Origin of the sequence: Arthrobacter pigmenti (genome assembly GCF_011927905.1) — a bacterium.
GTDB classification, from domain to species: Bacteria; Actinomycetota; Actinomycetes; order Actinomycetales; family Micrococcaceae; genus Arthrobacter_D; species Arthrobacter_D pigmenti.
Genome location: NZ_JAATJL010000001.1, coordinates 3669091 through 3695033 on the forward strand (window position 1 = coordinate 3669091; position 25943 = coordinate 3695033).

Sequence of the window (25943 nt, forward strand, 5' to 3'; positions counted from 1 at the left end):
AACGGAGACCAGGAGAATAGTTGCCGCATGGCTCGTTGTAACCTACGCTGGCGTAAGTTACGCCCGCGTAACCGCATAGATTCTCGCAGCAACATATAAACAGCGCGGCATATATCTGCGTTTCACTCTTACTCAAGGCTCGCGCAGGAGCACAACAGGCAGGTTCCCTTATGACCAGCATCGACAACCGACGCACCACCACGAAGCCCGGTTTCCGGCCGTCCAAAACCGATTCGGCGGTGGACTTGCAGACCTATGCCCGCGAACACCCGGACCAGACCAGCCCGCGGCCCATTCTTGACGGCCCGCGGCCGCTGAAGACCCAGATCGCCGTCTATGTAGGCGTGCTTCTTCCGATCGCAGCGCTTATGGCCGCCATCCCGCTGGCGTGGGGTTGGGGCCTTGCCTGGACCGACGTCGTCCTCTTCCTGGTCTTCTATGTGATCAGCGGACTCGGCGTGACCATCGGCTACCACCGGTACTTCACGCACGGATCCTTCCGCGCCAACAAGCCACTCCGCGCCGCGCTGGCGATCGCCGGGTCTCTCTCCGTGCAGGGCTCCGTCATTACATGGGTAGCCGACCATCGTCGGCACCACGCATTTTCGGACACCGACGGCGATCCCCATTCGCCGTGGGCCTTCGGTGACTCGCCATGGGCGCTCCTGAAGGGTTTCTGGCATGCGCACATGGGTTGGCTGTTCGAGCGGGATGAGACCAATAAGGTGCGCTTTGCCCCGGACCTGCTCAAAGACACCATGATCCTGCGCATCGACCGACTCTTCGGCGTCTGGATCCTGGTGACACTCTTCCTACCCGCGCTGATCGGCGGGCTCGTAAGCCAGAGCTGGTGGGGAGCGCTGACGGCGTTCTTCTGGGCCGGCCTGGTGCGGGTTGCGGTGCTGCACCACGTCACCTGGTCGGTCAACTCGATCTGCCACATGGTGGGTGAGCGCCCGTACCATTCCCGCGACAAGGCCGGTAACTTCTGGCCGCTCGCGATTGCTTCGTTTGGCGAATCCTGGCACAACTCGCACCACGCTGACCCCACGTGTGCCCGCCATGGCGTGGACAAGGGGCAGATCGACATCTCCGCCCGCACAATCTGGGTCTTCGAGAAGTTCGGCTGGGCAACCAAGGTGCGCTGGCCGGTTGCTGAGCGGTTCGAGAAGTTGGCGACCAAGGCCCGCGAAGCCTGATCGTTGGCGCAAAGGCGCCGGTTCTGCGCAGGATCGTGGTGACGTCACCACGATCCTGCGCAAACCCGGCACTCGACCGGCGCTTCACCGGCGCTCCTGTGATGGTGGCCCGGCAGAGGCAGCCCCCAGAGTCAGATAAAACGTTCAAGTGATGACGCCCCGCGAATACCCGCGGGGCGTCTCCTTTTGGTTTTCACAGGTGTTTTGGTAAGGATAGCCTTAGCTAACTTCAACCTGTGAGGAACCATGACTCAATCCCTGCTCGACCCCGCCCAGCCGGTGGGCGAATTCGACCACCTTGAACGGCTGCTCGACGCCGCGCCCCATCTGATGAACCAGCTCAACACCGACCGCTACGCAGCTGAACTTGCCAGCGGAATCGAAGCGGTGGTCCAGACCTTCACCACCACAAACGCACCATTCACTGGACGCACGCCGGCTGACGTCTCTGTCGCAATCGACCACGTGGACCTCGACAGCCCACTGCACAACACCCGCGACGCCCTCACCGAACTCCAGGATGTGTACCTGCGCGACGCCGTCTACTTCCACCACCCGCGCTACACAGCGCACCTCAACTGCCCCGTGGTTATACCCGCGCTGCTTGGGGAAACCATCCTCACCGCGGTCAACTCGTCCCTTGACACGTGGGACCAGAGCGCGGGCGCCACGCTCATCGAGCGTGCGCTGATCACCTGGACCGCGGACCGCCTCGGGCTCGGCCCCGATGCCGACGGCGTCTTCACGAGCGGCGGCAGCCAGTCCAACCTCCAGGCCCTCCTGATGGCCCGCAGTCACGCCGGCGCAACGTCGTCGAACACACCGACGACGACGGCCACAGCGCCGCTTGCAACGCTCCGCATCTTCGCCTCGGACGCCGCGCACTTCAGCGTGCAGAAGTCGGCCCGGTTGCTGGGGCTAAGCGAGGACGCCGTCGTCGTCGTTCCGACTGACGCCAACCGGCGCATGCGCCCTGACGCGCTGTCAGCGGCACTCGAAGCGGCCGTCCGTGATGGTCTAGCGCCGATGGCCGTGGTCGCGACGGCCGGCACAACAGACTTTGGCAGCATCGACCCGCTGAGCGAAATCGCCGCGTTGTGCGGCCAATACAAGACCTGGATGCATGTCGACGCTGCGTACGGCGGCGGGCTCATCACTTCGCTCCGGCACCGGAACCGGCTCTCCGGGATCGAGCACGCGGATTCGGTGACCGTCGACTACCACAAGACCTTCTTCCAGCCGGTCAGCTCCAGTGCGGTGCTCGTGAAGGACGCCCGGATGCTCGGCCACGTCACGCATTACGCGGACTACCTGAACCCGCGCGGCGAAGTACTGCCGAACCAGGTCAACAAGAGCCTGCAGACCACGCGCCGCTTCGACGCCCTGAAGCTATGGCTGACCCTGCGCATCATGGGCGCCGACGGGATCGGTGCCATGCTGGATGAGGTCATCGCACTGGCCACCCAATTCGGCGCGGAGATCGACGCAACGGACGACTTCGAGCTCGCCGCACCGCCACAGCTCAGCACCCTCGTGTTCCGATATACGCCAAAAACAAAACTCACCGTCACCCAGGACGCCATCCGGAAGGCAATCTTCGCTTCGGGTGAGGCCGTGGTGGCCGGCACTGTGGTGGATGGCGAACAATTCCTCAAGTTCACCCTCCTCAACCCGGACACCAGCGCCCGCGACCTGCGAGCGATCCTCGACCTCATCCGGCGCACGGCCGCACAACTGGAACAGCGGGGTGTGCAGGCGTGAGGATGCGCATCCACGACTTCATTGGCATCGGCGTCGGCCCCTTCAACCTGGGACTTGCCGCGCTGACCGCCCCCATCACCGAGCTCGACGGACTCTTCCTCGACCGCGCCGAGAGGTTCGAGTGGCACCCCGGCATGATGCTCGAAACGGCGCACCTCCAGGTGCCGTTCATGGCAGACCTCGTGACCATGGCCGACCCCACCTCGCCGTACTCCTTCCTCAACTACCTCAAGTCCGCCGGCCGGCTCTATCCGTTCTACATCCGCGAGAACTTCTACCCGCTGCGCACCGAGTACAGCCGCTACTGCGCCTGGGTGGCCGGGCAGTTGCCCAACGTCCGCTTCGGCAGCGACGTGGTGTCGGTCGATTACGACGACGGCGCGCGGCTCTACCGCCTCACTGTCACCGAGGGCGGGGCGCAGGTGCAGTACCTCACCCGGCGCCTGGTCCTCGGGACCGGCACGTCCCCCACTGTTCCCGCGCACTGCGCGGCGCTCGAGGAGCAGCCGGGCTCCGGCGTCGTGCATTCGGGCCGCTACCTGGAGCGGAAAGCGCAACTGCAGACGCTCGAATCCATCACGGTGGTGGGCAGCGGCCAGAGCGCAGCGGAGATCTACTACGACCTGCTGCAGGACATGGACGCGCACGGCTACCGGCTGGACTGGGTGACGCGTTCGCCGCGGTTCTTCCCGCTTGAGTACACCAAACTCACGTTGGAGCTGACGTCGCCAGAGTACGTCGACTATTTCCACGCACTCCCGGCAGATCAGCGCGAGACCCTGGGCAAGGTGCAGAAGCAGCTCTACAAGGGCATCAACGCGGACCTCATCAACGAGATCTATGACCTGCTGTACCTGCGCAGCGTGGAGAGCCAGCCGCGGACCTCGCTCTACACCAACGTTGCCCTGGAGAACGTCACGCCGGGGAAAAGCGGCTATGAACTCGCACTGACGCACGTGGAACAGGGCCACGCGTTCACGCTCGACACCGCCGGGTTGGTCCTCGCCAACGGCTACAGCTACCGGGAACCGGCGTTCCTGGCGGGTATCGGCTCCCGCATCGCGCGCTTGCCGGACGGGAAGTTCGACGTCAGCCGCGACTACAGCGTCACACCGGGCGAAATCTTCGTCCAGAACGCCGAACTGCACACGCACGGCTTCAGCGCGCCGGATCTCGGAATGGGAGCCTACCGAAATTCGGTGATCATCCGCGAAATGCTCGGCTGGGAGTACTACCCGATCGAGGAGCGCATCGCGTTCCAGCACTTCGGGGCGCCGGTGCGCGCTTCAGATGCGCCGCAGACACCGATCGGAGCCGCCCTGTGAACTTCACCCTCGCCCCGGTGGATCCCGCGCGGGACGCAGTCCTCCTCCACAGCTGGGTCACCGATCCGCACGCCCGGTTCTGGGACATGCAGGAGGCCTCAGTCGCCGACGTCGAGCGCGAATACACGGCGATCCACGAGTCACAGACCCACCACGCCTTCCTCGGTTATAACGACGACGGCGGCGTTGGTGTGCGTGCAGCGGCCTTCCTCATGGAGCGTTACCTCCCCGACAACGACCCGGTGGGCGCCACGTACCCCGTACAGCAAGGGGATGTGGGCATGCACCTTCTCGTCCCGCGCACTGAGGTGCCGGTTTCCGGCTTCACGACGGCGGTCATCACCTTCATCCTCGAGCACCTTTTCTCCGATCCGGACGTGCAGCGCGTCGTCGTCGAACCCGATGTCCGCAACACAAAAGTCCATGCGCTGAACGCGCGCGTTGGCTTTGAGCCCTCCTCGACCATCGAACTGCCCGGCAAACAGGCGCTGCTCAGCTTCTGTACCCGCAACCAGTTCCTCTCGACCTTCCAGGAAGTTTCCCCATGACACTTGCCCCCACCCTTGATCCGGCCACCGACGAGTTCCTCACGCCCGCCGTGTGGGCGGACGCCAACCGCCACCTCACCTGCAAGGCCATCGCGGAGTTCGCCCACGAGCGCATCCTGGCTCCGGAGAACGCCGGCGGCGATGCCTACCTCCTCACATCCGACGACGACGCCGCCACCTACCGTTTCACCGCACGTCGCCGCGCGCTGAATCACTGGAGTATCGACCCCGCGAGCCTTACCCGGGACGTGGACGGGGATCGGACCGAAATCGACGCACAACTGTTCATTCTCGATACGAAGGACCGGCTCGGGATTCCCGATGATCTCCTGCCGGTGTACCTCGAGGAGATCAGCAGCACCCTTGCCGGGTCCAGCTACAAGCGTCAGTTCCAGCGCTACACCTCGGCCGAGCTGGCGGCAGGCGTGACGAATGGTGCGGATCAGGCGGCCGACTTTCAAGCCGTCGAGAGCTCCATGACCGAGGGCCACCCGTGCTTCGTCGCGAATAACGGCCGCCTCGGTTTCGGCTCGGGGGACTATCTTGCCTACGCGCCCGAGTGCGGCCGGCCGATCCGCCTGGAGTGGATCGCAGTGCACCGTAACCGGGCAGCATTCACCGCCCTTTCGGGCCTGGACTACCGCGATCACCTGCTTGTCGAGCTGGGTGACCGCCTCGGGATCTTCGAAGCGGAGCTTGAGGTTCGAGGGTGCTCACCCGAGGACTACTTCCTCATGCCGGTGCACCCCTGGCAGTGGGAGAACAAGCTCCGCGTCACCTTCGCGGGAGAGATCGCCAGCCGGAACATCGTGTACCTGGGCACCGGCGTCGAGCAGTATCAGGCCCAGCAGTCCATCCGCACCTTCTTCAACCGCGACCACCCAGACCGGTCCTACGTGAAGACCTCCCTGTCCATCCTTAACATGGGGTTCATGCGCGGACTGTCCGCCGAGTACATGGCAGCGACTCCTGCCATCAACGAGTGGCTCGCCGCAGCGCTGAACCCGGACGCCGTGCTGCGCGAACGGGGTTTCACGCTGCTGCGTGAGACGGCTGCCATCGGATACCGACCACAGCACCTCCACGCCGCAACCGCTCCAGGCTCGCCGTACCGGAAAATGCTCGCTGCGCTGTGGAGGGAGAGTCCGCTTCCACAGCTCGAAGACGGTGAACAGCTCATGACCATGGCGGCGCTGCTGCACCGCGACGTAGAGGGCATCTCGCTGGTCTCTGAGCTGGTACGGCGCTCAGGGCTGACCGGCGCGCAGTGGCTGCGCAGCTACGCCGACGCCTACCTGATCCCCGTGGCGCACTGCCTCTTCGCCTTTGAACTCGCTTTCATGCCGCACGGCGAGAATCTCATCCTGGTGCTGCGGGACGGCGTTCCGGTCCGGGCGATCATGAAGGACCTCGGCGAGGAGATCGTTGTGATGGGCAGCCTCATGGACGTACCGGAGCACATTTCCCGCGTTCGGGCGGAGGTTCCGGAGAAGGAAAGGGCGCTCGCCATCTTCACGGATGTCATGGACTGCTTCCTACGATTCCTTGCGAGCACCATGGCCGACGACGGCATGCTGACCGAGGGTGAATTCTGGGCCGTCATGGCCGGGGCTATCAAGGATTACCAGCGCGCTCATCCTGAACTGGCAGGGCAATTCGCGAAGTACGACCTCTTTGCCGGGGAGTTCGACCTCTCGTGCCTGAACCGCCTCCAGCTGCGTAACAACAAGCACATGCTGGACCTCACGGACCAGTCCGGAGGGCTCCAGTTCGCGGGAAAGCTCGCGAACCCACTCGCTGCCGCTCACCGGTGACAAAAGCTCGGGCGGTCGTGTAGGTTGGAATGCATGGGAACAATAATTTTCGAGTGATTGCGCGTTTGAGGCGTTTCGTACGCCTGTCGCAACAAAGATAAAACCATCGAAAAGACCGTGTTGAGGCTGCTGCCTCCATGCTTGTTTCCACTTCTCCTGCGCTCGACCTTGCGCCTTGTCGGCTTTTCGAAGCCGTTTACCTGGCACTGCTGGTTTCGCAGGACCTTCCGGAACTGACTGGGTGAACAACCGGCGTTGTTCACCTATCACGTTGGAAGTAAGTGGCCCACCGGTCACAACCGCTAAGGAGAGCCATGACCCAGCAAGACAAACAAGAGCCCATGACCGTCCACGTAGCCGAAGACGCAGCGAAGAAACTGGCGGATGACCCGCGTGCCCGTATGGCGCTTGCCAAGAAGAACCCCGCGTTCGGCGACCTGGACAGCGCCCACAGCACGGGCCGCCGGAAGAACGTCAATGCGAGCAACAAGCAGGGAAAACGGGAGAAGAAGGTGCGTTGGTAACGGCGGAACGTCCGCGCTCAAGAAGTTAAAGTGAAGCTGGCTCCGCGTTCTGCGTATGGGGGAATCGCAGAATGGGGAGCCAGCGCTTTTAACTATACTTCACTCCGGGGGTTGAAAGTCCAATCGAAAGGTGAGCATGGCGGTCGCGGCTAAGGCGTTCCAATCGTGGCGCGCCCGGATCGCCCCCGACGCATCGGTTTCCGAACTTTGCAGGCAGGCCGACATCAAGCGCTCCACGCTCGCGCAGCAGCTGGTGCGGGGCAAAGTGTCCGTGGAGACCGTGGTCCGCATCGCCAGGGCCTACCGTATTTCTCCGGTACTGGCGCTGAGCGAGTTCGATGACTACGGTGACCTCGCCGAGCACACTCAACCACCAGCACCTGCCGAATATCTCAGCCAGGTTTCCCCGATGGATCTGCTACGGCTCATCGTAGGGCGCAGCGACGAAATCGACTGCGTGGGCCAGCCGCTCAGCTTTGCACTGGCGCCCATGCCGCACCGGTACTCCGTACGGACCTGGTTCGACGCCGTGGATCCCGGGGACCTTCGCCAAAGTCTCGCGGCGAGAACCGGCGTAGCGCCCCAGAATCTCTCGGCGCAGCTGAGTGCGGGCAGGCTCAGCACGCAGTTGTCGGTCGAAGCGGCACGGATCTCAGAGGTTTCGCTGACCAGCGGGCTCGTTGTCACCGGCCTGCTGACGCCGGACGAAGGCGGCTGGCGCACGGATGGTCGGGAAAGCGCCCTCAGCCATCTGCCGGATTCTGAGCTCATTCTGCTGGCCCGGGATTGGTTGGACGGACTCGGCAAGCAGCTGCGCCGTCAGGAGCAGGACAGCTCACACGACCAAACCCTGTGGGAGAACCTCGGATGAGCGGCGGAGCAATTATCCAGTGGGTCGCACTGATCCTGTGCGTTGTGTTCGCCGCGATCCGGCTGCCGGATGCGCTCCGCGGCAGGGGTCGCGGCGTCTTCCTCGTCCTCGTCCTGTTTGCCGTGGCTGTCTCGCTGAGCATCGCCCCGATCTACCTCTTTGTCGACCAATTGCTGGGCGGAGTCAACGTTGCGAACCTGATCATCCGGCTGAGCCTGTACTCGATCGTGATCCTGCTGGGTATGCGGTGCGCGGCGGCGTTCCGTTCACAGCGGGCACAAAAGCTCATTGCCGGTCCGGCAGGGATAGCCGCCCTGGCGCTCGCCGTCGTCGTTACTGTTGTTCTGTTCGTGGTGAGCGATCTACCGGAGAGCTCTACGGGTCTTCGGGGATTCACGGGCCAGGACACGGTGGTGTGGTATCAAAATATGGGCCGTCTCTATCCGGCCTACGTCGCGGCGTGCCTGCTGGTGCCGACGGCGGCAGAAGTGGGGAACCGGCTCTCCCGCCCGGTTCATCGGCTGGCGTCCGGCCTGATCTTCGCGGGCTTTTTCATGGTCCTGATCTTCGCGGTCCTGAGCCTCTTCCCGCTCTCCCTCGGGCGGGCGGGGGTGCTGTTGTCGTTCGGCTCCATCGTCCTGGTCACCACTGGTCTCACGATGATTTGGGCGTCACGACGGCGTGCAGCGAAGGAAACTCCCCGCAGTTTCCTCGCCCGGGACCAGCGCCCCCTTTAGTCCTTTCGGATGATTTATGCCGGAGTTTCCCGAAATACTGTTCACGTTTTCATCCTGCTGTGCCAAAATTATGATTATGTAACTCCCGGTGACCGTGGGGGGTTAGCGGGTTACACAGCGGTAGGTGCGTCCATTAGAACGGGTGGACGCACCTATTCCCGTTAAGGGCTACGCGTCGTGGTCGGTTTCCAGGATCCGGACGAGCGTGTCCAACGCTTCCCCGGCGCCGTCGTCGTCGCTCCTGAGAACCACCACGTCGCCGTGTTCGGCGCCAAGGCTCATTAGCGAGAGGATGCTTGAGGCGTCCAGGGCCTCATCGGCCGGGCTGTCCTCGCGGGCAATGGTCACCTCCACGGGGAGTTCACCTGCCGCTTCGGCGAAGATGGCGGCCGGGCGTGCATGCAGGCCTACGCGGCTGGCTACGGTTGCTGTGCGCTCGATCATGATGTTCCTTTGGTTGGTGGTTTAGAGACCGAGGGTCTCGAGAATGGGCAGGCCTGCACGTACTGCGGTGCGTGCCTCAAGGGCGCTGGGAGCCCCGAGTGCCTGTTCGGCCAGTTTCCGGGCTTCGTCCAGGGAGACCGAGGCCAGCACTGCTGCGACACCGGCGAGGGCGCGGGCGCTCATGGACAGCGTGTCGACGCCCAGACCCACCAGTACGACGGCGAGGGCCGGGTCCGCGGCGGCCTCGCCGCAGACACCCACGGACTTGTTGCCGTTCTCGTGCGCGGCCGCAGCTCCCGCGACGGTCTGCTTGATGAGCTGGAGCACCGCCGGCTGCCACGGATCGTTCAGCGCCGCGAGGGGGCCGAGTTGCCGGTCCGCTGCCATCACGTACTGGGTCAGGTCATTGGTGCCGATCGAGGCGAACTGCACGTTGCGCAGGATGCTCTCGGCGGTCAGCGCCGCGGACGGCACCTCGACCATCACCCCGGGAACCTGCAGCCCGGCGGCAGCACAGGAATCGGCGAACCGGTGCGCCTCGTCCGCCGTTGCGATCATCGGTGCCATGACCCACACCTCGGTTTCGGCGCCGTCGGCTGCTTCTGCGATCGCCTTGAGTTGGCGATCGAGCACGCCGGGCGTGGCGAGTTCCGTCCGGTAGCCTCGCACACCGAGTGCCGGATTGGGTTCGGTCGCGTCGGTGAGGAAGGGTAGCGGCTTGTCAGCACCGGCGTCGAGCGTCCGCACTACTACCTTGCCGTGCGGGAAGGCATCGAACACCTCACGGTAGGCGGCAGCCTGCTCGGCGACGGCCGGTTCGGTGTCGCGGTCAAGGAAGCAGAACTCAGTCCGGAGCAGACCAACCCCTTCCGCCCCGGCGTCGGCCGCCTTGCGGGCGTCCGCACCCGAGCCAACGTTGGCGAGGAGCGGCACCCGGTGGCCGTCCGTCGTCGTGCAGGTACCGCTGTAGGAACCCAGGGCGCGTGACTGCTCGGACCAGATGGCAGCGGCGGTGCGTTCGACGTCGCCGGGATTGGTGAGCACCGAACCGGCGGCGCCGTCCACGAAGACTTCGGTGCCGTCGTCGATCCCGTCCACACCATGGACGGCGACGACGGCGGGCAGGCCGAGCGCGCGCGCGAGGATGGCGGTGTGGGACTGCGGCCCGCCGGAGCCCGTGACGAGCGCGAGGACCAGATCCGGGTTGAGCGTTGCGGTGTCCGCCGGAGCCAGGTCCTCCGCCGCAAGGACGAAGGGAGTCTCCGACGCCGGGATGCCCGGCGCGGGCAGACCGCGTAGTTCAGCGACGATGCGGGAGCGGACGTCGAGGACGTCCTGGGTGCGTTCGGCCATGTAGCCGCCCAACCCGCGCAGCATGTCCGCCACCTGGGCGCCCGCCTCCCACACCGCGCGCTCCGCGGACGTTCCGGCCACCACAAGCGTGTTGGCTGATTTCAGCAGCATGGGATCAGCGGCCATCATCGCCGTGGCCTCGAGGACCGCCTTCGCGTCACCGGTTGCCGATTCGGCGCGTCCGCGCAGCTCGGCCTGAACGGCTTTGGCGGCTGCCAACAGGTGCGCGGTTTCGTCATCGACAGTGGTGTCCGACCACCGTTCACCTGCCGGCGGCTCCGCGACAGCGCGGGGCATCTGCCGTACCGGACCGATCACCCGGCCCGGGCTCACTCCCACTCCAACGAATGTGCTCATTGCTCCAACTCCTCAGGTAGGGACTAGGCGGCAACCGGCTCGGAGGCCTTTGCTTCTGCCGGCTTGCTGCGGACCGCGAACCTCTTCAGGGCCACCACCGCAAGGGCCGAAATCACCATGCCCACGAGGATCGATACAACAAACATAATCACGTTGCCGATGGCGAAGAACACGAAGATGCCGCCGTGAGGAGCCTGTGAGGTGACGCCGGTACCCATCACGAGCGCTCCGGTGACCGCAGCACCGAGCATGCCAGCGGGAATGACGCGCAGCGGGTCGGCGGCGGCGAACGGGATTGCGCCCTCGGAAATGAACGCGGAACCGAGCAGCCAGGCGGCCTTGCCGTTCTCCCGCTCAGCCAGGGAGAAACGACGGCGGTCAATCACGGTTGCCAGTGCCATCGCCAGCGGCGGAACCATTCCCGCTGCCATGACGGCGGCCATGATCTGCCACGGAGCCTGGTTATCCACCGTGCCGGCACCGAGTCCGGCGACCGCGAACGCGTAGGCCACTTTGTTGATGGGTCCGCCGAGGTCGATCGCCATCATGAGTCCGAGGATGATGCCGAGCAACACGGCTCCGGTGCCAGTCAGCCCGGAGAGCCAGTTGTTCAGGGCGACGGTCAATGCGGCAATCGGTCCGCCGAGCACCAGGATCATGAGACCTGACGCCACTATGGAAGCTCCGAGCGGGATGATCACCACGGGCATGAGGCCGCGCAGCCAGCGTGGGACGGCAAGCTTGCCGATCTTCATCGCTACGTAACCGGCAAGGAGACCGCCGACGATCGCGCCGAGGAACCCTGCGCCCATGAAGCCGGCGACCGCACCTGCCACGAAGCCCGGCGCAATACCGGGACGGTCAGCCAGGGCGTACGCGATGTAACCGGCCAATGCGGGGACAAGGAAGCTCATTGAAAGGCTGCCGATTTTGAACAGCACCGCGCCGAGGTAGGCGCCGACCGCGCCCTTGGCAGTCTCCGGGAACTCTGTCGGCAGGTTCCACAGGGTGTTGTTGACCACCATGTCATCGGCGAAGTTCGTGATGTCGTAGCCGCCGAGGAGGAAGCCGAGCGCAATGAGGAGGCCACCGCCGGCCACGAACGGAATCATGTAGCTCACGCCGGTGAGCAGTGCCCGCTTGAGCTGGCCGCCCAGGCGCTCGCCTCCGTCGTCGTCCTGGGTGTCCGGGGAATTCGAGTCCGGGACGCGGCGCGCATTGGGATTGTCGGCGGCAGCGAGGGCTTCCTCGACCATGACGCCGGGCTCGTCGATGCCGCGCTTCACAGGCGCGTTGATCACGGGCTTGCCGGCGAAGCGGTGCTTGTCGCGGACATCGACATCGACGGCGAAGATCACCGCATCCGCCGCGGCGATCACCGACGGGTCCAGGGGAGTGGAGGCCGATGAGCCCTGCGTCTCCACCTGCAGGTCCACGCCGCGCTCCTTGGCGGCGGCAACGAGTGAATCCGCGGCCATGTAGGTGTGGGCGATACCGGTGGGGCAGGCGGTGACCGCGACAATGCGTTTGGTGCGTGCGGCGGTGGGCGGCGTCGTCGTGTCCGGGTCCGTGGCTGCCGGCTGCGCGGATGTCTTGGCCGGCGCGGTTTCGAGGGCACCCTCCACCAGGTCCACGACTTCCTGCCGCGTGCTTGCAGAACGAAGCGCGGCGGTGAAGTCCTTCTTGATGAGGGAGCGGGCGAGCTTGGAGAGCAGCTTCAGGTGCGCCTGGTCTGCGCCCTCGGGGGCGGCGATGAAGAAGATGAGGTCCGCCGGGCCGTCCTTGGCGCCGAAATCGACCTTCGGCTGCAGTCGGGCCATGACGAGCGTCGGTTCGGTGACTGCGGTGGACCGGCAGTGCGGAATAGCGATTCCGCCGGGGATCCCGGTGGCAGTCTTCTCCTCGCGGGCGAGGGCATCGGCGAACAGGCCTTCCACCTGGCTCGCGCGGCCCTGCGCAACCACCAGTTCGGCGAGCCGGCGGATGACGCCTGCGCGGTCGTCGCCCAGGGACTCATCGAGCACCACAAGGTCAGAGGTAATCAGAGCGGACATTGTTCTTCCTTAGAAACGAAGTCAGTTGACTGGGGCAAGTGCGCGGACGACGACGGCGCCCGGCGTGGTTTGGTGAAGTGCCGGCACGGTGGATCCCGGTAGGGATGCCGCGGCGGAGCCGTGTGCCACCGCCTGGCGGAGGCAATCGGGTGCGCTCCCGCCGCTGGTGTGCGCCAGGAGGTAGCCGGCGAGGGCGGAATCTCCCGCGCCGACCGTGGAAAGAGCAGTAATTGGAGGGTGCTGTGCGTGCCAGGCGCCGTCCGCCGTCACCAGCAGGGCGCCCTTCGAGCCAAGTGTGGCGAGCACCGAACGGACTCCGCGACCCAGCAGCCGGGTTGCTGCTTCGACGGCGAGGCCTTCGTTGTCCTCAAGGCTGTTGCCCTCGCCCAGGCCGGTGAGCTGGGAAAGCTCCTCGGCATTGGGTTTGAGGAGGTCCGGGGCTGCGCCCTCGTTGATAGCGGCGACCAGGGCGGCCTCGGAAGCATCCAGTGCGATCAACGGTGAGCGCTCGCCGTAGCGGGAGCGTACGGCGCGAACCACTGTTGCGTAGAAGTCTTGGTTGAGGCCGGGCGGAAGCGAGCCTGCCAGAACCAGCCAGGCCGCGCCGTCGGACTTCTCCACCACGAGCTCGATCAGCGCGTCGGCTTCCCGCCGATCCAGCACCGGGCCCGGTTCATTGATCTTGGTGGTGGTGCCGTCCGGCTCGGTGATGGTGACGTTGCTGCGCAGCCGGGCCGGGATGGGAAGGTTGCGGTAGGGGACACCGGCGGATTGGAGCCCGGTGAGGACGGGATCGTCGTCGTTCCCAGGCAGGATAGCCAGTGCCTCCGCTCCACCGGCCGATAACGCGCGGCACACATTCACGCCCTTGCCGCCGGACTCCTCGCGGTTCGCGGTAGCGCGCTGTACGGCGCCGCGGGTGAGGCCAGCCGCGAGTTCGATGGTGCGGTCCAGGCTCGGGTTTGCGGTCAGGGTGACGATCATGCGATCACCAGCTCGACGTCGGCGTCCCTGAGGGCCGCTTCCAGCTCCGGCTCGGGCTGTGCGTCGGTGATGAGCGCATCAACCTCGCTGAGGGAGGCGAAGTTCATGAGCGTCTCGGCGTCCAGTTTCGAGGAATCGGCCAGAACGACGACGCGGCGGGCCGCCCGCACGATAGCCGCCTTGACGGAGGCCTCCTCGGGGTCGGGGGTGCTCAGTCCGAACGCGGCGTGGATGCCGTTGGCGCCGACAAACGCAACGTCCGGCCGGAAGCTGCCGTACTGGGCCACTGTTCCGCTTCCCACGCAGGCGCTGGTCAAACCTCTCATCCGGCCGCCGATGAACTCGAGCTGAAGCGGAGCCTCGATGAGCGCATGGGCAACGGGGATGGAGTGGGTGATGATGAGCAGTTGGTCTGCAGGCTCCTGCGCCAGGAGGGCGGCCAGTGCGCCTGTGGTGGTGCCGCCGTCGAGCACGATCGAGCCTTCGGACGGAACCATGGCGAGTGCTGCCTTGGCGATGCGTGCCTTCTCAGCCTGGCTGCGGCCCTCGCGGCTGGTGAGGCTGAGTTCGTTGGTGCTCGCACTGTTCGCGGGTACCGCACCACCGTGGACCCGGCGCAGCACGCCGTCCTTCTCAAGCAGGGCGAGGTCACGGCGGACTGTTTCCTTGGTGATGTCGAACCGTGCGGCGAGTTGTGCAACGGAGACCCGCCCCTCGGACGCGACCAGTGCAGCGATCCTGTTGTAACGTTCCTCGGCGAACACGGGGTCTCCTCACTCGTGACGGCTGTCACACCTACTTCCGTTTGAGTGACTCTATCTGTGTTTACGTTTGCTTGTCAATTGAAAACGAAGGGAAACGCAGATCGCTGGTCCGTGTGGTTGTGCTGCCTCGTGATTCCGTGCAGGTTTCAGCTTCGGGATGGGCTGAACCGCGGCGTGTCTTGGCGCGACACGCGCCTCATCCCCTCAGGCCTGCACGAAATCGTTCGGCGAGGGTTGCGACGATGGCTCAAGCGCGGGCAAACAAAAAGCCACCCGCGCCCAATCAGGGGGCGGGTGGCTCTTGTGGTGCGAGGTTCTAGATGCCGCCGTCGCGGGTTTCGTTGCGGGTGATGCGCTCACCGGTGTTGGGATCCTGGACGGAGCGGGACTCGGACACCCGTTTCTGGTTGCGGGGGGCGTTCATCACCAGCGAAATGATGAGTCCCAGGACGCCTACGCCCATGAGGATGTAACCCACGAGGGTGAGGTCGATGAAGTTCGTCAGGTTATCTGCCACTGCGAAGGCAAGAATTGCACCCAGTGCAATGAGGACGATGGAGGAACCGATTCTCATGCCAACTACTCCTTGATGTGTGCCGGCCCAGGAATTCTTTCCTGTTCTGCCGTCAAGCTACGAAATAACGCGCTGTGCAATCAGCATACTGGCTTTATACCCGCATAGTGGTGGAAGCACCGTGAATTTCGAGGGTTGCGCGATTCCGCCGACGGGTTGCGACTCGATCAATTTTTTCATTTCAGGGGGTTGCAAAGCCTCCAAGCGGGGGTTTAATAGAGCCACTGGTAATGACGTAAAGTAATAGTAAGCTAGCTGATGAAGTAGGGTGGTTCGCAGTTGCACTCCGGTGCATCGTGGCTATAGACAGACAAGTTCCGTGGATAGAAGTTCGAATAAGGAGCACTTCATGAATTTCCTGGCATTTCTTCTACTCGGTCTCATCGCAGGTGCCATCGCAAAGCTGATTCTTCCGGGCAAGCAGGCCGGCGGCTGGGTGATGACCCTCATTCTCGGGGTTATTGGTGCGCTTCTGGGAGGATTCCTCGGCAACCTGATCTTCAACGTCGGAGTTAACGAGTTCTTCTCGATCTCTTCATGGCTGCTGGCAATCGGCGGCGCGATTATCGTCCTTCTGGTTTACGGCGCAATCACGAAGAACCGTTCGCACGCCTAACACCCCTCATAGCTAAAGCGCCCCGTCGGTCCCCCATCCGACGGGGCGCTTTGTGTGGGCAGCCAGCGGCAGGCCCCCGTGCGTTGTGGGCTCCCAGCCCTCGCTGGCGCTCACCACGGGGCCCTCGCCCACTACGCTTAGAGACATAACCGACGGAAGGATCATGCAATGGCACGGTTCAACCCCGCTGCGAAGGTTGCCGGTGGAGCGGTGTTCGACCGCGAAGGCCGCCCCAAGCCGGGCGTCCAGCGCGCCGTTGAGCGCGCGATCGATATCCAACGGCCGCTGGTTCTGGCCAACCTGCGCAGGCTTCGAAGGAAGCACCCAACGGCCTCCGCCGCTGAACTCAACGCAAAGCTCGAGCGGGATTACCTGGTGGCAATCACCACCGCCGGAGCCGCGGTGGGCGGCACCGCCGTCGTTCCCGCTATTGGAACGGCCGTCTCGCTTGGGCTGTCCGCGGCGGCCACCGTCGGGTTCCTTGAGGCGACGGCGCTGTATGCGCAGTCGGTCGCCGAGTTGCACGGCATCTCAACCGAGGATCCTGAACGCGCCCGCACCCTGGTGATGGCCATCCTGATGGGGGAGGAGGGCTCGGCCCTGATTCAGGCGACCATCGGTTCGTCGGCCGGCGGCGTGACCAGGCACTGGGGCAACGTTGTGGGCGGGTCGATGTCCTCTTCGGCGGTCCGCAGCATCGGAGCGAGCATTCGGAAGCGGTTCATCAGACGCATGCTGGCGCGCCAGGGGGGTGCGCTGCTGGGCCGTGCGCTGCCCTTCGGCGTAGGTGCCGCCGTAGGCGGGGCAGGCAACCACATGATGGGCCGGACGGTCATCAACGCCACCCGCGAGGCCTTTGGCCCGCCGCCCAACGTAATTCCCGGTGAGCTCCTGACCGAGCTCGAAACACTCAAGTATGTTGAGCCTGCCGAAGGCACGGAACCGTACGGTGAGGGAGCCGGTGCCACGGATCGACCTTAACGCGGACCTCGGGGAGGGTTTCGGCGCCTGGACCATGGGCGACGACGCCGCGATGTTCGCTCTGGTCAGCAGCGCCAACATAGCGTGCGGCTTCCACGGCGGCGACCCCGCGACCATGCTCGCCAGTTGTCGCCTCGCCGTGGAGCACGGTGTCGCCATTGGCGCGCACGTCGCCTACCGTGACCTCGCGGGGTTCGGCAGGCGGTACATCGACGTTGCCGCGGATGACCTGACCGCGGACGTGCTCTACCAGCTCGCTGCGCTGGACGGAATCGCGCGGTCGGTGGGCGGCGCCGTCGCCTACGTGAAACCGCATGGCGCGCTATACAACCGCATTGTCCACGACGGCGCCCAGGCCGAAGCCGTCCTGGCAGCAGTCCGGTCCTACAACCCGGATCTGCCCATTCTCGGCCTGCCGGATTCGCAGATTCTGCAGCGTGCGGAGGCAGCAGGCCAGCCCGTCGCCAGGGAAGCCTTCGCCGACCGCAACTACGAGCCGGACGGAACGCTCACTCCCCGCAAGGAACCGGATGCGGTACTCAGCGATCCCGAAACCGTTGCGGGACGCGTCCTGTGCATGGTGAGTGACGGCGTCGTGATCGCCCGAGACGGAACGCGAGTGCCGCTCGACGTGGCCTCGCTCTGCGTCCACGGCGACACTCCCGGCGCTGTGGCAATGGCCAGCGCGGTCCGTGAGCAACTCCTGGGCGCCGGGGTCAAGATCCGGTCCTTCGTGTGAGGGTCCGTCCGTTCGGCGACCGCGCGCTGCTCTTTGAGGTCAAGAGTATCGACGCCGTCCTGCGGCTCTACCGCGCGCTGGAGGTGCGCCCGGCCGGCGTCGTCGACATCGTTCCCGCTGCCCGAACGGTCCTCATAACCTACGATCCGCGCCGGCTTGCGCCGGACAGCATCCTTGAGTGGGTGCGCGGGCAGGAACAGAACGACGACGACGGCGCGCCGCTCCCGCGGCGGGAAGTGACCCTTGACGTGAACTACTCGGGCCCGGACCTGCGTGAGGTAGCGGGCGTTCTCGGCATCAGCGTCGAAGAAATAGTGGAGTTGCACACCGCTTCAACGTGGACGGCTGCGTTCACCGGATTCGCTCCGGGCTTCGCGTATCTCGTGACCGACCACGCCCGGCTCAACGTCCCGCGGCGGGACAGCCCCCGTACCTCGGTTCCGGCCGGATCGGTGGGGCTGGCTGGAGAGTTCAGCGGCGTTTATCCACGGAAATCGCCCGGTGGTTGGCAGCTGATCGGCCGCACGGAGGCTGAGCTGTGGGACCCGTCGGCGGAATCGCCGGCGCTCCTGGAGCCCGGATGTACCGTGAGGTTCCGGGCGCTATGACACTCACCGTACTGGACCCCGGTCCGCTGACGCTGTTGCAGGACGCCGGCCGTCCCGGGCAGGCTGCGCTCGGAGTCAGTCCTTCCGGAGCGCTGGATATTGAAGCGTATGCTCGCGGCAACCTGATGGTCGGGAATCCGGCCGGTGCGGCCGCACTTGAGGTGCTGTTCGGCCCGGCGGAGTTTCGTGCGGAGGTGCCTGCCGTCGTCGTCGTAACTGGGGCTGGCGGCGCCGTCGAAGTAAACGGGCGGCACGTACACGGTGTCCTGCAGTTGGCTGCCGGTGATGTGCTGCGGCTGGGCCGGGCAGAGGCGGGCCTGCGCTACTACGTGTGCGTTCGCGGTGGGCTCGAGGGTGAGCGTGAACTCGGTTCCCTTTCCACGGATACGCTGTCGGGGCTCGGCCCGGTGCCGCTGCGGCGAGGGGACCTGCTGCGTTTCGGGAGCGCCCAGGGTGCTGCGGGCTTCCCGCCGTCGCGACGTGCGTCCAACGGCCCGCACGCTGTGCGGATCCTCGAGGGCCCGCGGAGGGACTGGTTCACTGCGGAATCATGGCAGCGGCTCATTGCAGGGACCTGGTCCGTCACTGCCGAAAGCAATCGCGTGGGTCTACGGCTCGACGGGGTGCCTATGGAGCGCAGCCGGACCGGGGAGCTGCCCACCGAAGGGATGGTCGCCGGCGCAATTCAGGTGCCGCCGTCGGGCCTGCCGGTGGTGTTCCTTGCGGATCATCCGGTGACGGGCGGGTACCCGGTGATTGGAGTGGTGCATTCGGCGGACCTCTCAATCCTCGCGCAGGCGGCGCCCGGACAGCGGGTGCGCTTCCTCGGCGGCGGGCGCTGACCCGGGAACTTTCGGGCACCTCTGGCGACCTCGGACGCCGGGAAGTCGCCGGACATGCACGAAATTTCCGGGAATCTACCCGAAGATTGCATGCGCGACGGCGAAGATCACCAGCCCGGCCAGCGAACCGACAACGGTGCCGTTGATGCGGATGAACTGAAGGTCCTTGCCAACCTGTAGCTCGATCTTCCGTGAGGTTTCCTCGGCGTCCCACCGCTCGACGGTCTCGGCGATGATGCCGGCAATGTCGCTGCGATACGTCCGCACAAGGTACCCGGCGCCGTCGGAAATCCAGCGGTTGATTTTGCCGGCAAGCTCCTCGTCGCTGGTCAGTCGGCGACCGAAATCGCGGACGGCGGCCTTGAAGTTGCGGGTCAGTTCGCTCTCGGGATCATTGACCGCCTCCAGCAGTGCGGTCTTGACGGTGTCCCAGGTGCGTACGGCGACGTCGTGGACGCGGGGATCGTCAAGGATGCTGGTCTTGATCTCCTCGGCCTTGGCGATGACCGCGGGATCGTGCTGCAGGTCCTGGGCGAGGTCCTTGAGGTACTTGTCGATGGACTTGCGCACTTCGTGGTCCGGCTCCGCCTGCACTGCGCGCACAAACTTGGCGAGCTCCACATAGACTTTGTCGCCCACCATCCCGTCCACAAACTGGGGGACCCAAGTGGGCGAACGCTGCGAGACCAGGCGGGAGACGACGTCGTAATTTGCATCCACCCACTCGGCGGCCCGGTCCACCAGCAGGTCCACGAGGCGGTGGTGGTGCCCCTCCTCGAAGATGCGTGCCGCCATGCGGCCGACGGGCGGCCCCCACGGCGGGTCGACGAGGTGCTTGCGGACCATGGATTCGATGACGGACTGGACGGCGGCGTCGTCCAGCACGGTGAAGGCGCCGCGGATCAGCGCCGCTCCCTCAACGGCCACACGGTCCGCACCTTCCGGCTTCGCGAGCCAGGCGCCCGCACGCTGCGCCAGGCCGAGAGAGGTCAGTTTCTGCTGCACCACCGCCTCCGAAAGAAAGTTCTCCTCCACAAACTGGCCGAGGGAGGTGCCGATCTGGTCCTTCTTGCGCGGAATGATGGCGGTGTGCGGGATCTTGATGCCCATCGGATGCTTGAACAGCGCCGTGACGGCGAACCAGTCCGCCAGGGCGCCAACCATGCCGCCCTCCGCTGCGGCCCGAACATACTGCAGCCACGGGTACTGATCCTGCAGCGCGAACGCGATCAGGAAAATCACCGCCATCACCGCCAGAAGAGAGGTGGCGACGGTTTTCATGCGCCGCAGACCCGCCGCGCGCTCCGTATCCGTCAACGCAATTGCCACGTGTTCCTCCACATAGATGATGGATTCCCCATCTAACCAGCCGTTGCCGGGACAGTCACGTTGCTAGCGTAGGCACTGAGGCGAGGAGATAACCCATGAAGCACCTGGTTTTTGCCCACCGCGGAGCGAGTCACCGGTATGCCGAGCACACGCGCGCGGCGTTTCTTCAGGCGCTCGCGGAGGGCGCCGATGGCATCGAGTGCGATGTGCACCTGACCGAGGACCTTGAACTGGTCTGCATCCACGACACCACGCTGGACCGCACCTCCAGCGGCACCGGCGACGTCGCCGACCACACGCTGCAGCAATTGCGTGAACTGGACTTCGCCTCCTGGAAGGGCGCCAACATTCCGCCCGAGTTCGGCGGCATTGCCGACCAGCTGCTCACCCTCGAGGAGCTGCTGGACCTGCTGCGTGCGGAGGACCGCGAGTTGGAACTCGCTATTGAGCTGAAGCACCCGAGCCCGTTCGGCCTGAAACTTGAGGAGCGTCTCATCGCGTTCCTCATGAGTGAGGGCTATGATCCGGAGACCTCGCGCCTGGCCAACCTGCACATCTCGTTCATGAGCTTCAACCCCGATTCGGTGCGCCACCTCCTGGAGCGCGTGCCGGCCGACGTCGTCTGTCAGCTGGTTGCGGACGTCCGCCCCGAGGACGTCCGCAATACGCTGGGCCCGCTCACAGCGGCTGCGGTGATGAACCTGCTGCGGAGGGCGCTGCACGAGGGAGAGCACATCATCGAGAACGGCGCGGTTGGCCTCGCCGGCCCCAGCATTGACTACGTTCGCGCGCACCCGGAGCGGGTGAAGCGCTGGCTCGAAGAGGGACTCCGGCTGCGTGTGTGGACGGTTGATAACGACGACGACGTCGACCACCTCCACGATCTGGGCGCTCAGGAAATCACCACCAACCGGCCGGCGGACGTCCTTCGGCGACTGGAAGGGAAGCAGACTTCCGATCGGGTGTGATTGAGTTAATGCATGGCCATGCCGATTGAGGATTATGCACTTATTTCCGACCTCCACACGGGAGCCCTGGTGTCCCGCGGAGGCAGCGTTGACTGGCTCTGCTACCCACGGTTCGATTCCCCGTCCGTGTTCGCGGCGCTGTTGGGCAACGAGAACCACGGACGGTGGGTCGTGGCCCCCGCGCATGGAGCCGGGGTCGCCGACCTTGTGGAGTGGAAGTACATCGAGTCCACGTTCGTGGTGCAGTCGCGGTGGCGTACGGAAGCAGGCGAGGTCCTCGTCACGGATTTCATGCCGATCCACGACCGCCGGGCTTCCCTGGCACGCCGGATCGAGGGCATCAGCGGCTCAGTGCCGATGCGCCAGGAACTCGTGGTCCGCTTTGGCTACGGGGAAGTGCTGCCGTGGGTACGGCGAACGCATGAGCACGGCGGAGCCGGCATTCTGGCGATGGCAGGCCCGGACGCACTGTTGCTCCGTGGCGACCACCTGCCGAAGGCGGCGGACCACAAGCACGTCGGCGAATTCACCGTCGAGCCCGGTGAGAAGTTCGACCTGGAGCTGGTCTGGTACCCGTCGCACCGGTCGCAGCCGGAACCGCTGGACTTCGATGCGACCCTGCAGGACACCATCGACTATTGGCAGGACTGGGCATCGAGCTGCGAGAAGCAGGGCGAGTACGACGAGATCGTCAAGCGCTCCCTCCTGGTGCTGCGCGCCCTGACGCATGAGGACACCGGCGGCATTGTCGCAGCGCCAACCACCTCCCTGCCCGAAGCCTTCGGCGGCGAACGCAACTGGGACTACCGCTTCTGCTGGCTGCGGGACGCCGCCCTCACCCTCGAGGCCATGATGACCCACGGCTACGAGGATGAGGCGCTGAACTGGCGCAACTGGCTGCTGCGCGCCGTCGCCGGGGATCCTGAAGACCTCCAAATCATGTACAGCGTTGCCGGTGAGCGCGATCTCCCGGAGAAGGTGCTCGGCCACCTGCCCGGCTACGCAGACTCGGTTCCCGTCCGCATCGGCAACGGCGCCGTCAGTCAGTACCAGGCCGACGTCGTCGGCGAAGTGATGGTCGCGCTGGAGAAACTGCGCGAACGCGGTGTCGAGGAGGGCAAGTTCTCCTGGCCGCTGCAGCACGCCCTGCTGAGTTTCATGGAGAAGCACCTGGCGCGTAAGGACCACGGGATCTGGGAGATGCGCGGCGAACCGGCCTACTTCACGCACTCGCGCGTGATGATGTGGGCGGCCTTCGACCGGGGTGCCCGCGCGGTGCGTGAGTACGGGCTGAAGGGTGAGGCCGACCGCTGGGAGAAGCTCCGCGACGAACTCCGCGACGAGATCCTGGAGAAGGGGTTCAACCGCGAAATCAATTCATTCACGCAGCACTACGGCGGCACGCCGGTGGATGCGTCGCTGCTGCAGCTGCCGCAGGTGGGATTCGTGGCGTACGACGATCCCCTGATGCTCGGCACCGTCGCCCGCCTGGAGCAGGAGCTACTCGACGAGCACGGGCTGCTCCTGCGTTACCGGACGGAATCGGGTCTCGACGGCCTCGCGCCGGGCGAGCACCCGTTCCTCGCCTGCTCCTTCTGGCTGGTTGAGCAGTACGCGCACACCGGCCGGCTGGAGGAAGCTCGAAAGCTCATGGACCAGCTGGTGGGCTACGCCAATGGGCTCGGGCTGCTCTCGGAAGAGTACGACGCCGGCAAAGCACGGATGGCGGGCAACTTCCCGCAGGCCTTCTCACACCTGGCGCTGGTCCGGGCGGCGGACGCGATCCACGCCGCAACTAATGAGACCTAACGGAGGACATCCACTCGCAAGGAACCACACATATCCGTCAGCCAATCCAGGTCCTTCGGGAAGGCGAACGCCCTGCCATAGGTGCGATCGACCACCAGGTCCATCTCTTGCACCCGGCCAGCATCCCCGAAGAAGACATACGCCATGTCGGTGTTGTGCTGGCGGCTCATCCACACGCACCCGTCGAACCCCGCTTGATGAGCGGCTTCCGCCCAACCGACCGTCTCCTCGTAGCGGGATGCGTCCGTCAGAGTGATATTAGATGCTTCAACTCCCAGTGTCCGAAACCCGCCGCCCATGAAAGCAGCCAGCTTAAGGCCACGCTGCACGACGACACGACCCATCAACTTATCCCCGTAATCATCACGGTTCACACGACCACCTGTGATTGGCACATCATGCAGTATCGACTCCGCTACTGCGGATTTTTCTGTCTCCGCACCGTAGAGCACGGGCACCTTCGGTGAACCAAAGAAGGCAAAGCGGGTGGGATCACCCACGCCCGGATTGAAAGCATTTGCCTCCCGGCCAGAGCTGTTCCGATACACGCGGTAGAAAACTGTTCCCGCACTCACCTCGTAGGGCTCCGGGTTGAAAGGTAGGCCGTTTGGCCCAAGGACTACCACTCCACCCCGTAATGTCCCTGAGCGGCACCAACAACCGCCTCAATGTCATCCATATGATCCACCGGTCGATCGCCCTCAAGGTAGCCACTCGGGCTGCACAACCACTGCACGAGCCCTTCTTCGCTCTTGGCGTGCTCCTTGATGATGTTCACCAGCCTTGGGACGGCGGACAGGATTGTCCCGGTCGAGGTGAACTGGAAGCCGGGGTAAACAATGGAGTTAAGCCGCTCGACGCCTATGAGCCCTCCGGCCTTTCGCTTATCGAGGGCGTATCCGTTCCTCGCTTTAGCTTTCGAACCAACCTTGTCGGCAACTTCAGCAGCGGTGAGCATGCCAAACTCATCCTCGATTTCGCGCCACAAGTGTTCGGTTGCCAGCAGCCCTCGAATAGCTTGCGTGCTCGGCGGTTCGTCGAGCACAGAGAGCGTTGATCGGAGCACTTCAGTGGAGAGCATCGCATTCCGCAGTTGGTAATCCAGGGAACGGGAAAAGGTGGCCATCTGGGCTTGGAGACCTGATTGAAGTGCTCGAGTTATGCGCTGCACCTCAACCCCGGCTTCACCGACGGGGGCCAGCACATTGTTGGGGACGGCAATTGGCACGTAGGTCCAGCCGGGATCTTGGTCAATCCCTTCAGTCTGTTCCTTAAGCCGTCTGCGCCGCATGTGGTCAGCGACCGCACTATGGCGCTGACGTTTTGCGGAGGTTCTACTTGCCATTTGGTTCACTCCTCCCGTGGTTCCGTTGTTCCTATCCTACTGCCGGTTTCACCGGATTGATATGGCGTAGGTCATTGGATCAAGCTCACTGAAACCACTGACCGGCGCGCCGGGTGAACGCGCCCGGACCAGATACGGTGCAGGCGGTTCTCTTTTCCTTTGGCTACCGGCTCTGGTGGTAATTACGGTTTCAGGACCACCTTGATGCAGCCGTCCTGCTTCTTCTGGAACGTCTTGTAGGCCTCGGGCGCCTCGTCCAGCGGCACCTCGTGGGTCTTGAGGTCCATGACGCCGAGCGGATCGGACGGATCTTCTACGATCGGCAGTAGCTCGTCCGTCCAGCGCCGGACGTTGCACTGGCCCATCCGGGTTTGGATCTGCTTGTCGAACATGGTCAGCAGCGGCATGGGGCTCGCCGTGCCGCCGTATACGCCGCTGAGCGAAACGGTGCCGCCGCGGCGAACCGCGTCGATGCACGCATGCAGTACAGTCAGTCGGTCCACACCGGCCGTCTCAATCGCCTTCTTCGCGATGGCATCCGGGAGGAGCCCGACGGCGTTCTGTGCGAACGCGCCCAGCGGTGAGTTGTGTGCTTCCATCCCGACGGCGTCGACGACGGCGTCCGGCCCGCGGCCATCGGTCATCTCCCGGAGTACGTCCCCAACGTCCTTGGTGAAGTCCACGGTTTCGATCCCGTGCCGCTCGGCCATCGCGCGACGCTCCGGGACGGGTTCGACGGCGATCACCCTGTGCCCAAGGTACTTCCCGACCCTGCTTGAGAACTGCCCAACCGGGCCGAGCCCAAACACAGCCAGCGTGCCGCCGTCGGGCACTGCTGCGTACTGCACCGCCTGCCAGGCGGTGGGAAGAATGTCGGAGAGGTAGAGGTAGCGCTCATCGGGGAGGTCGTTGCCGACCTTCACCGGGCCGTAGTCGGCGTGCGGGACGCGGAGGTACTCGGCCTGGCCGCCGGGGACGGAGCCGTAGAGCTCGGAGTAGCCGAAGATGCTGGCGCCCGTTCCCTGCTGGTGGACCTGCGTGGTCTCGCACTGGGACTGGAGGCCGTTGTTGCACATCCAGCAATGGCCGCAGGAGATGTTGAAGGGGATGACCACGCGGTCGCCGGGCTGCAGGTTGGTCACGCTGCTGCCGACCGACTCGACGATGCCCATGGGTTCGTGGCCCAGGACGTCGCCCTTGTTCATGAACGGACCGAGGACCTCGTAGAGGTGGAGGTCGGAGCCGCAAATTGCCGTGGACGTGATGCGGACTATGGCGTCGGTGGGTTCCTGGATGCTCGGATCCGGAACGTCCTCGACGCTGACTGACCGCTTGCCCTGCCAGGTGAGTGCCTTCATGGTGTGCTCCTCCTGTATCGAGTTGGTTGCTAAGCATGC

26 protein-coding genes are annotated in these 25943 nt (G+C 64.8%); 15 read left to right on the forward strand and 11 right to left on the reverse strand.

Annotated elements, in window-relative coordinates; all coding sequences use genetic code 11:
• The first annotated feature begins 170 nt into the window (after positions 1–170).
• From BJ994_RS17355 to BJ994_RS17390, 8 genes are all read left to right on the forward strand, one after another.
• Positions 171–1199 (forward strand): acyl-CoA desaturase, encoded by a 1029-nt coding sequence (locus BJ994_RS17355; RefSeq protein ID WP_167995655.1) that lies wholly within the window; start codon positions 171–173, stop codon positions 1197–1199.
• 246 nt (positions 1200–1445) lie between these two features.
• The gene (locus tag BJ994_RS17360; protein WP_209067015.1) at positions 1446–2960 is read left to right on the forward strand and encodes a pyridoxal phosphate-dependent decarboxylase family protein; all 1515 of its coding nucleotides are present in this window, start codon (positions 1446–1448) and stop codon (positions 2958–2960) included.
• Between the two features lie 2 nt (positions 2961–2962).
• Positions 2963–4285 (forward strand): lysine N(6)-hydroxylase/L-ornithine N(5)-oxygenase family protein, encoded by a 1323-nt coding sequence (locus BJ994_RS17365; RefSeq protein WP_167995656.1) that lies wholly within the window; start codon positions 2963–2965, stop codon positions 4283–4285.
• Positions 4282–4833 (forward strand): GNAT family N-acetyltransferase, encoded by a 552-nt coding sequence (locus BJ994_RS17370; RefSeq protein ID WP_167995657.1) that lies wholly within the window; start codon positions 4282–4284, stop codon positions 4831–4833. Before BJ994_RS17365 ends, BJ994_RS17370 begins: the two co-directional genes overlap by 4 nt.
• Positions 4830–6647 (forward strand): IucA/IucC family protein, encoded by a 1818-nt coding sequence (locus BJ994_RS17375; RefSeq protein ID WP_167995658.1) that lies wholly within the window; start codon positions 4830–4832, stop codon positions 6645–6647. The genes BJ994_RS17370 and BJ994_RS17375 overlap by 4 nt, the downstream gene beginning before the upstream one ends.
• Before the next feature lie 314 nt (positions 6648–6961).
• Entirely contained in the window at positions 6962–7171 is a 210-nt protein-coding gene (locus BJ994_RS17380; protein WP_167995659.1) for a hypothetical protein, read from the forward strand.
• Positions 7172–7307: 136 nt separating this feature from the next.
• Positions 7308–8042, forward strand: a complete 735-nt coding sequence (locus tag BJ994_RS17385; protein WP_167995660.1) for a helix-turn-helix domain-containing protein — start codon at positions 7308–7310, stop codon at positions 8040–8042.
• Entirely contained in the window at positions 8039–8779 is a 741-nt protein-coding gene (locus BJ994_RS17390; protein ID WP_167995661.1) for a hypothetical protein, read from the forward strand. The genes BJ994_RS17385 and BJ994_RS17390 overlap by 4 nt, the downstream gene beginning before the upstream one ends.
• Before the next feature lie 168 nt (positions 8780–8947).
• On the opposite strand, the gene BJ994_RS17395 is transcribed toward BJ994_RS17390, so the two are convergent.
• The 6 genes from BJ994_RS17395 to BJ994_RS17420 all read right to left on the reverse strand — a co-directional run bounded on the left by BJ994_RS17395 (position 8948) and on the right by BJ994_RS17420 (position 15309).
• Positions 8948–9223 (reverse strand): HPr family phosphocarrier protein, encoded by a 276-nt coding sequence (locus tag BJ994_RS17395; protein WP_167995662.1) that lies wholly within the window; start codon positions 9221–9223, stop codon positions 8948–8950.
• Between the two features lie 21 nt (positions 9224–9244).
• A complete protein-coding gene (gene ptsP, locus BJ994_RS17400; RefSeq protein ID WP_167995663.1) occupies positions 9245–10933 on the reverse strand; it encodes a phosphoenolpyruvate--protein phosphotransferase in 1689 nt (562 codons plus the stop codon).
• Between the two features lie 23 nt (positions 10934–10956).
• The gene (locus tag BJ994_RS17405; protein ID WP_167995664.1) at positions 10957–12987 is read right to left on the reverse strand and encodes a PTS fructose transporter subunit IIABC; all 2031 of its coding nucleotides are present in this window, start codon (positions 12985–12987) and stop codon (positions 10957–10959) included.
• 21 nt (positions 12988–13008) lie between these two features.
• Complete coding sequence (locus BJ994_RS17410; RefSeq protein WP_167995665.1) at positions 13009–13971, reverse strand: 1-phosphofructokinase family hexose kinase; 963 nt, start codon at positions 13969–13971, stop codon at positions 13009–13011.
• The gene (locus tag BJ994_RS17415; protein ID WP_167995666.1) at positions 13968–14735 is read right to left on the reverse strand and encodes a DeoR family transcriptional regulator; all 768 of its coding nucleotides are present in this window, start codon (positions 14733–14735) and stop codon (positions 13968–13970) included. Before BJ994_RS17415 ends, BJ994_RS17410 begins: the two co-directional genes overlap by 4 nt.
• 316 nt (positions 14736–15051) lie before the next feature.
• Positions 15052–15309: a DUF6458 family protein gene (locus tag BJ994_RS17420; protein WP_167995667.1), complete on the reverse strand. Its 258-nt coding sequence runs from the start codon at positions 15307–15309 to the stop codon at positions 15052–15054.
• A 349-nt stretch (positions 15310–15658) separates the two neighbouring features.
• Between BJ994_RS17420 and BJ994_RS17425 the strand changes: the two genes are divergently transcribed.
• Positions 15659–15925, forward strand: a complete 267-nt coding sequence (locus BJ994_RS17425; protein WP_167995668.1) for a GlsB/YeaQ/YmgE family stress response membrane protein — start codon at positions 15659–15661, stop codon at positions 15923–15925.
• A gap of 12 nt (positions 15926–15937) precedes the next feature.
• Here BJ994_RS17425 and BJ994_RS18370 read toward each other — a convergent pair whose 3' ends face one another.
• A complete protein-coding gene (locus BJ994_RS18370; RefSeq protein ID WP_280801319.1) occupies positions 15938–16072 on the reverse strand; it encodes a hypothetical protein in 135 nt (44 codons plus the stop codon).
• A gap of 21 nt (positions 16073–16093) precedes the next feature.
• Between BJ994_RS18370 and BJ994_RS17430 the strand changes: the two genes are divergently transcribed.
• From BJ994_RS17430 to BJ994_RS17445, 4 genes are read left to right on the forward strand one after another with little or no spacing between them, the layout of a single operon-like run.
• Positions 16094–16906 carry a hypothetical protein gene (locus tag BJ994_RS17430; RefSeq protein ID WP_245192319.1) on the forward strand — a complete coding sequence of 271 codons (813 nt, stop codon included), beginning with the start codon at positions 16094–16096 and terminating at the stop codon, positions 16904–16906.
• Entirely contained in the window at positions 16896–17645 is a 750-nt protein-coding gene (locus BJ994_RS17435; RefSeq protein ID WP_167996088.1) for a 5-oxoprolinase subunit PxpA, read from the forward strand. Before BJ994_RS17430 ends, BJ994_RS17435 begins: the two co-directional genes overlap by 11 nt.
• The gene (locus tag BJ994_RS17440; RefSeq protein WP_167995669.1) at positions 17642–18253 is read left to right on the forward strand and encodes a carboxyltransferase domain-containing protein; all 612 of its coding nucleotides are present in this window, start codon (positions 17642–17644) and stop codon (positions 18251–18253) included. The genes BJ994_RS17435 and BJ994_RS17440 overlap by 4 nt, the downstream gene beginning before the upstream one ends.
• Positions 18250–19095, forward strand: a complete 846-nt coding sequence (locus tag BJ994_RS17445) for a 5-oxoprolinase subunit C family protein (protein WP_167995670.1) — start codon at positions 18250–18252, stop codon at positions 19093–19095. Before BJ994_RS17440 ends, BJ994_RS17445 begins: the two co-directional genes overlap by 4 nt.
• A 75-nt stretch (positions 19096–19170) precedes the next feature.
• Here BJ994_RS17445 and BJ994_RS17450 read toward each other — a convergent pair whose 3' ends face one another.
• Positions 19171–20376 (reverse strand): DUF445 domain-containing protein, encoded by a 1206-nt coding sequence (locus tag BJ994_RS17450; RefSeq protein ID WP_167996089.1) that lies wholly within the window; start codon positions 20374–20376, stop codon positions 19171–19173.
• 143 nt (positions 20377–20519) lie between these two features.
• On the opposite strand from BJ994_RS17450, the gene BJ994_RS17455 reads away from it, so the two are divergent.
• Positions 20520–21392, forward strand: a complete 873-nt coding sequence (locus BJ994_RS17455) for a glycerophosphodiester phosphodiesterase family protein (RefSeq protein ID WP_167995671.1) — start codon at positions 20520–20522, stop codon at positions 21390–21392.
• Positions 21393–21404: 12 nt separating this feature from the next.
• Positions 21405–23201 (forward strand): glycoside hydrolase family 15 protein, encoded by a 1797-nt coding sequence (locus BJ994_RS17460; RefSeq protein ID WP_167995672.1) that lies wholly within the window; start codon positions 21405–21407, stop codon positions 23199–23201.
• On the opposite strand, the gene BJ994_RS17465 is transcribed toward BJ994_RS17460, so the two are convergent.
• The 3 genes from BJ994_RS17465 to BJ994_RS17475 all read right to left on the reverse strand — a co-directional run bounded on the left by BJ994_RS17465 (position 23198) and on the right by BJ994_RS17475 (position 25904).
• A complete protein-coding gene (locus BJ994_RS17465; protein WP_342450421.1) occupies positions 23198–23827 on the reverse strand; it encodes an RES family NAD+ phosphorylase in 630 nt (209 codons plus the stop codon). The genes BJ994_RS17460 and BJ994_RS17465 overlap by 4 nt on opposite strands.
• Positions 23821–24546 carry a hypothetical protein gene (locus tag BJ994_RS17470; RefSeq protein WP_167995674.1) on the reverse strand — a complete coding sequence of 242 codons (726 nt, stop codon included), beginning with the start codon at positions 24544–24546 and terminating at the stop codon, positions 23821–23823. The genes BJ994_RS17465 and BJ994_RS17470 overlap by 7 nt, the downstream gene beginning before the upstream one ends.
• Positions 24547–24728: 182 nt before the next feature.
• A complete protein-coding gene (locus tag BJ994_RS17475; protein ID WP_167995675.1) occupies positions 24729–25904 on the reverse strand; it encodes a zinc-dependent alcohol dehydrogenase in 1176 nt (391 codons plus the stop codon).
• Positions 25905–25943: the final 39 nt, after the last annotated feature.

What these genes read in the sequence shown, in the direction of transcription:
- BJ994_RS17470 (WP_167995674.1), bottom strand. Translation starts at nt 24,546, where the DNA reads ATGGCAAGTAGAACCTCCGCAAAACGTCAGCGCCATAGTGCGGTCGCT.
- BJ994_RS17425 (WP_167995668.1), top strand. Translation starts at nt 15,659, where the DNA reads ATGAATTTCCTGGCATTTCTTCTACTCGGTCTCATCGCAGGTGCCATC.
- BJ994_RS17405 (WP_167995664.1), bottom strand. Translation starts at nt 12,987, where the DNA reads ATGTCCGCTCTGATTACCTCTGACCTTGTGGTGCTCGATGAGTCCCTG.
- BJ994_RS17355 (WP_167995655.1), top strand. Translation starts at nt 171, where the DNA reads ATGACCAGCATCGACAACCGACGCACCACCACGAAGCCCGGTTTCCGG.
- BJ994_RS17375 (WP_167995658.1), top strand. Translation starts at nt 4,830, where the DNA reads ATGACACTTGCCCCCACCCTTGATCCGGCCACCGACGAGTTCCTCACG.
- BJ994_RS17390 (WP_167995661.1), top strand. Translation starts at nt 8,039, where the DNA reads ATGAGCGGCGGAGCAATTATCCAGTGGGTCGCACTGATCCTGTGCGTT.
- BJ994_RS17475 (WP_167995675.1), bottom strand. Translation starts at nt 25,904, where the DNA reads ATGAAGGCACTCACCTGGCAGGGCAAGCGGTCAGTCAGCGTCGAGGAC.
- ptsP (WP_167995663.1), bottom strand. Translation starts at nt 10,933, where the DNA reads ATGAGCACATTCGTTGGAGTGGGAGTGAGCCCGGGCCGGGTGATCGGT.
- BJ994_RS17360 (WP_209067015.1), top strand. Translation starts at nt 1,446, where the DNA reads ATGACTCAATCCCTGCTCGACCCCGCCCAGCCGGTGGGCGAATTCGAC.
- BJ994_RS17445 (WP_167995670.1), top strand. Translation starts at nt 18,250, where the DNA reads ATGACACTCACCGTACTGGACCCCGGTCCGCTGACGCTGTTGCAGGAC.
- BJ994_RS18370 (WP_280801319.1), bottom strand. Translation starts at nt 16,072, where the DNA reads ATGTCTCTAAGCGTAGTGGGCGAGGGCCCCGTGGTGAGCGCCAGCGAG.
- BJ994_RS17385 (WP_167995660.1), top strand. Translation starts at nt 7,308, where the DNA reads ATGGCGGTCGCGGCTAAGGCGTTCCAATCGTGGCGCGCCCGGATCGCC.
- BJ994_RS17455 (WP_167995671.1), top strand. Translation starts at nt 20,520, where the DNA reads ATGAAGCACCTGGTTTTTGCCCACCGCGGAGCGAGTCACCGGTATGCC.
- BJ994_RS17365 (WP_167995656.1), top strand. Translation starts at nt 2,963, where the DNA reads ATGCGCATCCACGACTTCATTGGCATCGGCGTCGGCCCCTTCAACCTG.
- BJ994_RS17395 (WP_167995662.1), bottom strand. Translation starts at nt 9,223, where the DNA reads ATGATCGAGCGCACAGCAACCGTAGCCAGCCGCGTAGGCCTGCATGCA.
- BJ994_RS17430 (WP_245192319.1), top strand. Translation starts at nt 16,094, where the DNA reads ATGGCACGGTTCAACCCCGCTGCGAAGGTTGCCGGTGGAGCGGTGTTC.
- BJ994_RS17380 (WP_167995659.1), top strand. Translation starts at nt 6,962, where the DNA reads ATGACCCAGCAAGACAAACAAGAGCCCATGACCGTCCACGTAGCCGAA.
- BJ994_RS17460 (WP_167995672.1), top strand. Translation starts at nt 21,405, where the DNA reads ATGGCCATGCCGATTGAGGATTATGCACTTATTTCCGACCTCCACACG.
- BJ994_RS17420 (WP_167995667.1), bottom strand. Translation starts at nt 15,309, where the DNA reads ATGAGAATCGGTTCCTCCATCGTCCTCATTGCACTGGGTGCAATTCTT.
- BJ994_RS17450 (WP_167996089.1), bottom strand. Translation starts at nt 20,376, where the DNA reads ATGAAAACCGTCGCCACCTCTCTTCTGGCGGTGATGGCGGTGATTTTC.
- BJ994_RS17410 (WP_167995665.1), bottom strand. Translation starts at nt 13,971, where the DNA reads ATGATCGTCACCCTGACCGCAAACCCGAGCCTGGACCGCACCATCGAA.